Here is a 7,238-nt window from a genome sequence, read left to right as displayed (position 1 = left end):
GGCCCAGGCGTTGAACGCCCGCCGGGTCGACGAGTTCGGCGGCGGGGAGCTGCGGCTGGCCGGCACCGGGCGGCTCACCACCGCCCGGTCCTGCCTGCCGCAGGACCTCACCGCCGTCGGCGGGCTGCTGCTGCTCGGCACCCGACCGGTCGAGGCCGCGGACGGCGTCGGGGACTTCGACGACGTCTTCGGCCTGCACCACCCCGACCTCTCCCCCGCGCCCGCCGAGGGCACCCTGCTGGACGACCCGCGGCTGCGCCAGGACCTCGCCGATCTGCGGCGCTACTTCCGCGACGCCCGGCTGGAGCGGCTGCGCGCGGTGGACGGCCGGCTGCTCGCCGTCTTCCGCACCGGCCCCGCCGCCGCCGACGTCCGGGTGCTGCGCTGGCGCCTCGACGGCGGCCCCGCCGACGACGCGCAGCCGTCCTACCTGGACGGGCGCGGCGAGCGCGACCACGCCCCCGCCGACGGGCAGCAGTTGCCCTGGACCGCCGTCACCCGGGACGACCAGCTGCCCGCCGGGCCCGGCCGCCCGCCCCGCGCGGACCTGGCCGGAGAACTACTGATCGGCGTCGACGGCGGCCGGCTGACCATCGCCGCCCCGGACGGCCGGGAGCTGTACCGCGAACCGCTGGCCGAGGCCCTGCAGACCCTCGCCGACGCCCGGATCGCCCACGCCCGGCTCGGCACCCTGCTGCTGGTGCGGGTGCGCCCGTACCAGGAGGAGACCGACCGGCACCTGGTGGTCCACCTGCCCACCGGCGCCGTCACCCGGATCGACGCGCTGGGCCAGGCCTGCCTGCGGCTGCCCGCCGACCAGGGCGTGGCCTTCCCCGGCGGCTGCCACCTGGTGGACGGCACCGTGCGCGTCTTCGACCAGCCGGTCGACGGCCTGGTGTACGAGCGCACTGTCCTGTCGCCCAACGGCGAGGACGTGCTGTACGAGTTCCGCTCCCCCGCCGACGGCCGCGCCCTGCTCCAGCCGTACAACAGCGTGCGCCAGGAGGCCGCCGCCCCGCTGCCCTGCCAGGGTTACTCGCTGCTCGCCGACGGCACCCTGATCGCGCTGCGCCCGGCCGAGGACGGGCCGACCCGGCTGCACCCCGTCCAGCTCTGGCAGACCCCGTTCACCAGCGAGCGCTTCGCCGCCGAACAGCCGCCCGGCAGCGGGCCGCTGGCCCGGATCGGCAACGCCGACCTGGTCCGCGGCCTGGCCGACTGCCTGGCCCTGGCCCGGCTGGCCGCGGCCGGCGCCGACACCCCGGCCGGCCACCGGGCCGTCCTCGCCGCCTGCACCCGCACCGCCGACCGGCACCACTGGCTCGGCCAGAGCGGTCTCGGCGACCTCGCCGCGCCGCTCGCCGAGATCCGCGACACCGCCCGGCAGGTCGTCGCCGAGTACGAGGCCGTCGCCCAGCTCACCGCGCACGCCGCCCGGCGGGCCGACGAGACCGCCGAGCACGTCGAGGGCCTGCTGCGCACCGCCCGCGGCGAGACCCTGGCCGACGCCGCCGAGTGGGTCGACCGGCTGGCCGGGCTGCGCCGCGCCCAGGGTCGCGTCGAGGCGCTGCGCGACCTGCCGCGCGCCGACGCCCGGCGGATCGACGCGCTCGCCGCGCACCTCGCCGAGGGCCTGGCCCGGGCCGCCGACCGCGCCGTCGTCCAGCTCGCCGAGCCGACCGCCTTCGAGCCGCACCGGCAGCGGGCGGGCGAGCTGGCCGAGCGGTGCGCCGCGATCGCCACCGCCGCCGAGGCCGAACCGCTGGGTCTCGAACTGGCCGCCCAGAGCGAGGCCCTGCAGACCGTCTCGGAGCTGGTCGGCACCCTCGATCTGGCCGACGCCACCACCCGCACCGCCATCCTCGACCGGCTCGCCGACGTGCTCGGGCTGCTCAACCGGGCCCGGTCCGCGCTGACCGTGCGCCGCCGGGAGCTGCGCACCCGCGAGGCCGCCGCCGAGTTCGCCGCCGAGACCGCCCTGCTCGGCCAGGCCACCACCGCCGCACTCGCCGCCGCCGACACCCCCGAGGACTGCGACGAGCAGCTCGGCCGGCTGCTGCTGCGGATCGAGCAGTTGGAGACCCGCTTCGCCGACGCCGACCCGGCCCTCGGCGAGCAGCTCACCGCCCGGCGCACCGAGATCCACGACGCGCTCACCGCCCGCCGCCAGCACCTGCTGGAGGAGCGGGCCCGGCGCGCCGACCGGCTGGTCGCGTCCGCCGGACGCATCCTCGACACCCTGCACCGCCGGCTGGCCGCGCTGGACACCGCCGAGGAGATCGAGGCGGCCTTCGCCGCCGACCCGACCGCCGTCAAACTCCGCGACCTGGCGGGGCAGTTGACCGCGCTCGGCGACCGGGTCCGGGCCGAGGAGCTGACCGGACGGCTGCGCGCGGCGCGCGGCCGCGCCCAGCGGGCCCTGCGCGACCGCGCCGAACTCGCCGGGGACGGCCCCGGCACCCTGCGGCTGGGCCGCCACCTGTTCGCCGTCACCACCCGGCGGCCCGAACTCGCCCTGGTTCCCTGGCGCGGACGCCCCGCCTTCACGCTCACCGGCACCGACTACCGCTCCCCCGTCACCGACCCGGCCTTCGCCGCCACCGAGCGGTACTGGGACCGCCCGCTGCCCTCGGAGACCCCGCAGCTGTACCGCGCCGAGTACCTCGCGGCGAGCCTGCTGCCGGCCGCCGAGACGGGGGCGCCGCGCACCGACGGCGAGCTGCTGGAGTACGTCCGGCGGGCCGCCGAGCAGCGCCCGGACGAGGGCTACCAGCGCGGCGTGCACGACCACGACGCCGCGCTGCTGCTCCGCGCCCTGCTCCGGCTCGGCGCCGGGGCCGGGCTGTTGCGCCACCCGGCGGGCGCCCGGGCGGCCGCCCAGCTGTACTGGGCGCACGGCGCCGACGAGCGGCAGCGGCTGCTCTGGCACACGCGGGCCCGCTCGCTGGGCCTCGCCCGGGACGCCTTCGGTGGCGCCCCGGCGTCGGCCGCGCTGGCGGCGCTGGCCGCACTGGAGGCCGAACTCTCCGCCACCGTTTCGGAGTTCGTTCCGGGGGCGGAGCCGTCCGGCCCGTACCTGGTGGCCGAACTGGCCGCCGCCGCACCCAGCTTCGCCCACTCCCCGGGCGCCGCCGCGCTGGTCGACAAGTTCCGCGCGGCACCCGAGTCGGCCGGCCTCACCGAGGCGCTGGCCGCACTGCCCGAGGAGCCCGGGCTGCTGCCCGTACGGCGCCAACTGGCCGCCGCCTGGCTGGAGTCGGGAGCAGCCGACGCCGACCCGGCCGACCTCGCCGAGGCCGCCGCCGTCCTGCTCTGCCCGTCGCTGCCGCGCCGGCCCGCCGAGGGGGCCGTGGGCGCCCGGATCACCGGGCTGCTCGGCGACCACCCGCGGCTCGCGGGCGGGGCGCTCGACCTCCGACTGGACGAACTGCTCGCCAAGGTGCGGGAGTTCGAGCAGGTCGAGGTGCCCGGCCACCGGGCCTACCAGCGGCTGCGGGGCGAACTGTTGGCCGCCGAGCACGCCCGGCTGCGGCTCGACCAGTACCGGCCCGCCCCGCTCAACGGCTTCGTCCGCAACCGGCTGATCGACCAGGTGTACCTGCCGCTGGTCGGCGACAACCTCGCCAAGCAGCTCGGCACGGCCGCCGCCGGCGGGCCGGTCGACCGCAGCGGCCTGCTGCTGCTGGTCTCTCCGCCCGGCTACGGCAAGACCACCCTGGTCGAGTACCTCGCCGAGCGGCTCGGGCTGCTGCTGGTCTCCGTCAGCGGCCCCGCGCTCGGCCACCGGGTCACCTCGCTGGACCCGGCCGAGGCCCCCGACGCCACCTCCCGGCGCGAGGTCGAGAAGCTCAACTTCGCTCTGCACGCGGGCGACAACGTGCTGCTCTACCTGGACGACGTGCAGCACACCTCGCCCGAGTTCCTCCAGCGCTTCATCCCGCTGTGCGACGCCCAGCGCCGGATCGACGGCGTGTGGGACGGCGAGGCCCGCGAGTGGGACCTGCGCGGCAAGCGCTTCGCCGTGGTCATGGCCGCCAACCCGTACACCGAGTCCGGCCGCCTCTTCCGGCTGCCCGACATGCTCGCCAACCGCGCCGACGTGTGGAACCTCGGCGACGCCGTCGCCGGGCGCGAGGACCTCTTCGCGCTCAGCTTCGTCGAGAACGCCCTGCCGGCCGGCCCCCACCTGGCCCCGCTCGCCACCGCCGAGCGCGCCGACCTCGACACCCTGCTCGCCCGCGCCGGCGGCGTGCCCGGCGGCACCCTGGCCGGCCCCTGGCCCGCCGCCGAGGTCGAGCGGATGACCGCCGTCCTGGCCGGCCTGCTCCACCTGCGCTCCACCGTCCTGGCCGTCAACCGCGCCTACCTGGCCTCCGCCGCCCAGGACGACCGGACCCGCACCGAGCCCCCCTTCCTGCTCCAGGGCTCCTACCGCAACATGGCCAAGCTCGCCCAGCGCCTCGACCCCGCCCTCACCCGCCCCGAACTGGACGCCCTGCTCACCGACCACTACCGGGCCGAGGCCCAGCCCCTGGGCGCCGAGGCCGAGGCCCAGCTCCTCAAGCTCGCCGAGCTCCGCGGCACCCTGACACCCGAGCAGGCGGCCCGCTGGGCGGAGCTGAAGAGGTCCTGGCAGGAGCGCGGGCGCGCCGCCGAACGCCCTTGACCTGAAGGGCGCTTGAGGTCCTAGCCTCGGCCGCATGGGCTACTTCACCGAACGCGAGCGCGGCTATCTCACCGGCCAACCGCTGGCCCGTCTGGCCACCCTCGGCCCGGACGGCTCCCCGCAGGTCCGGCCGGTGGGCTTCCGGCTCAACGACGACGGCACCATCGACATCGGCGGGCCGGACAACGCCCGCAGCCGCAAGTACCGCAACGCCCGGGACCGCCCCGAGGTCTCCGTCCTGATCGACGACCTGGCACCCGCCGACGATCCGGTCGCGGGCGGCTGGGGGCGCGGCGTGGAGATCCGCGGCCGGGCGGAGGTGCTCGCCGTGGACGTCCCGCCGGTGGCGCCCGACCGGTTCAGCCGGGACGTCATCCGGGTGCACCCCCGGCGGATCGTCACCTGGAACCTGGAGTCGCCGGGCTCCACCGCCCGGGACGTCGGCTGACCCGGCCGGCCCCACACCCTCCGCGGCGCCCCCTGCCCCCCGGCCGGGGGCGCCGCCGCGCTGTGTGCGCCAGCCGCCGTGCTGCGTGCGCTAGCCGCCGTCCTCCGTGCGCCGGTCCCGGGCCCGCAGGCCGTCCAGGATCAGGTCCGCGAGGCGCTCCGGGAGCTCGGGGCCGATCTCGCGGTGGCCGAGCAGGGCGCGGGCCTGGAGGGGTGCGCTGAGCAGTTCCAGGGCGAGGTCGGCGTCCGTGCCGGCCGGGAGTTCGCCGCGGTCGACGGCGCGCCGGACGACGGCGCCGGCCTGGGCGAGGCGGGAGTCCCAGAAGACCTGCCAGGCCTCGGCGAGGGCCGGGTCCTCGGAGCCGAGGGCGGCCGCGCGGGCCACGGCCCGGCCGAGCGGGGTGGCCAGGTACGCGGCGAGCGCGCGGGCGAAGGCGGTCAGGTCGGTGCGGACGGCCCCGGTGTCGGGGACCGGGATGCCCTCGTCGCTGGCGGTCAGCATGGCGTCCAGCACCAGCTTCTCCCGGCTGCCCCACCGCCGGTACACGGTGGTCTCGTTGACGCCGGCCCGGGCCGCGACGTCGGCGATGGTGAGCCGGGCGACGCCCCCTTCGGCCAGCGCCTCCATGGCGGCCGCCAGGACGTCCCGGCGCACCCGGGCGGCCCGGCCGCCCGGACGGCGGCGGATCGGGTCCGGCTCTTCCTCGGTCATGTGTCGATCACCTCGCCACCACCTTAACGCAGGAATACTTGCATTAAGCGATCCTCCGGCGCATAGTCGCTAATGCAAGAGTTCCGGCTTTAAGAGCGACAGGAGGCATCGCCATGTCCTTCACCTGGCCCCTGGACCCGCAGGACCTGTTCGTCGAGCGCTACCCGCAGATGACCCTCGGCCTGCCCGCCGCCGAGGTGGACGCGGTCCGCGCGGCCGTCACCGACATGTGGGCCGACCGGCCCGGCGGCTGGGTGTACGAGTGGTCCGCCCTCGCCGCCCGGCACGCCGGCGCCGGGCGCCACCGCCAGGCCGCCCAGGCGTACGGCTGGGCCAAGTTCCCCTCGCTCGCCGACGCTCCGAAGCGCACCGCGCTGGCCCGCCAGGTCGAGCAGTACCTGCTCGCCTCGCCCGGCTTCCCGGTCGACGTCGAGCGCCGCACGCTCACCGTCCCCCACCGCGGCGGCGAGGCCGCGGTGCCGGTCCACCTGATGGCCGCACCGGGCCTGCCCGCCGACGCCCCGGTGGTGCTGGCCAGCGGCGGGGTGGACTCCTGGAAGACCGACCTGCACGGCATGTGGGAGCAGCTCGCGCTCGCCCTGCCGGTCCGGCTGCTGCTGTTCGACCTCGCGGGCACCGGCGAGACCTCCCACCTGCCGATGACCCCGGACGGCGGCACCGAGGTGATCGAGGGCCTGATCGCCTTCGCCCGTACGCTCGGCGACGGCCGGGTCGGCCACTTCGGCATCTCGATGGGCGGCTACTACTCCGCGCGCACCGGGCTGACCGGTGCCGTGGACGCGGCGGTGGTGCTCGGCGGCCCCGTCGAGCACTCCTTCGACCCGGACCGCGGCTTCGACTTCGGCATGGACGGCATCGTGGGCAACGCCCTGGGCTTCGACGCGGCACCGGACCGGGCGGCCCTGGGCCGGGCCTTCGGCTCCTTCGGTCTGCGCCCGCTGCTGGACCGGGACGACCAGGCGCCGATGCTGGTGCTCAACGGCGCCGACGACGTCCACGTCCCGCGGCACGACACCCTGGTGTTCGCCGGCCGCCGCGACACCCGGGTCGAGCTGATCCCGGACACCGGGCACTGCGCCATTTCGAGGTTCGGCGAGGCGATGGCGCTGATCGTCCCCTGGCTGAGGACCACTCTCCTGGGATAGTCCGACGACCGCACGGTTCCCCCGTCGGGGTATCCGCGCGTGTCGGCGATCCGGCCGAGTGGATCAGTGTCCCGGGCCCGGACTCCGCTCCGGGCCCGCGGGCGGGTTCCACCCGGGGCCCGGCTCGGGGCTCCGGCCCGGGCCGGGCACCGCCGGCCGGTGCCGGGGCGCCGGGGCGGCCCGGGTCTCCCCGGCGGGATCGGGGCGCCCGGGGTCGGCCCCCCCCACGGCCAGCCAGCCCCCGGCC

The 7,238-nt window shown here is 77.2% G+C and carries 4 protein-coding genes; 3 read left to right on the top strand and 1 reads right to left on the bottom strand.

The genetic code is table 11. From position 1 onward, the window contains the following. Both ACWGKU_RS39340 and ACWGKU_RS39335 read left to right on the top strand, forming a co-directional pair. Positions 1–4,666: DNA repair ATPase (locus ACWGKU_RS39340; protein WP_452191787.1), on the top strand; the 4,666-nt coding region annotated here is incomplete at its 5' end. Between the two features lie 34 nt (positions 4,667–4,700). Beyond that, positions 4,701–5,114, top strand: coding sequence for a PPOX class F420-dependent oxidoreductase (locus tag ACWGKU_RS39335; RefSeq protein ID WP_452180322.1), 414 nt, complete (start codon positions 4,701–4,703; stop codon positions 5,112–5,114). 90 nt (positions 5,115–5,204) lie between these two features. Here the strand turns inward: ACWGKU_RS39335 and ACWGKU_RS39330 are convergent, their stop codons facing one another. After that, positions 5,205–5,825, bottom strand: coding sequence for a TetR/AcrR family transcriptional regulator (locus ACWGKU_RS39330; RefSeq protein ID WP_359914928.1), 621 nt, complete (start codon positions 5,823–5,825; stop codon positions 5,205–5,207). A gap of 113 nt (positions 5,826–5,938) precedes the next feature. Between ACWGKU_RS39330 and ACWGKU_RS39325 the strand changes: the two genes are divergently transcribed. Continuing rightward, positions 5,939–6,991 (top strand): alpha/beta hydrolase, encoded by a 1,053-nt coding sequence (locus tag ACWGKU_RS39325; RefSeq protein WP_452180321.1) that lies wholly within the window; start codon positions 5,939–5,941, stop codon positions 6,989–6,991. Positions 6,992–7,238: the final 247 nt, after the last annotated feature.

Source organism: Kitasatospora sp. NPDC054768 (assembly GCF_053612025.1).
This window is presented reverse-complemented; position numbering and strand designations above follow the sequence as displayed.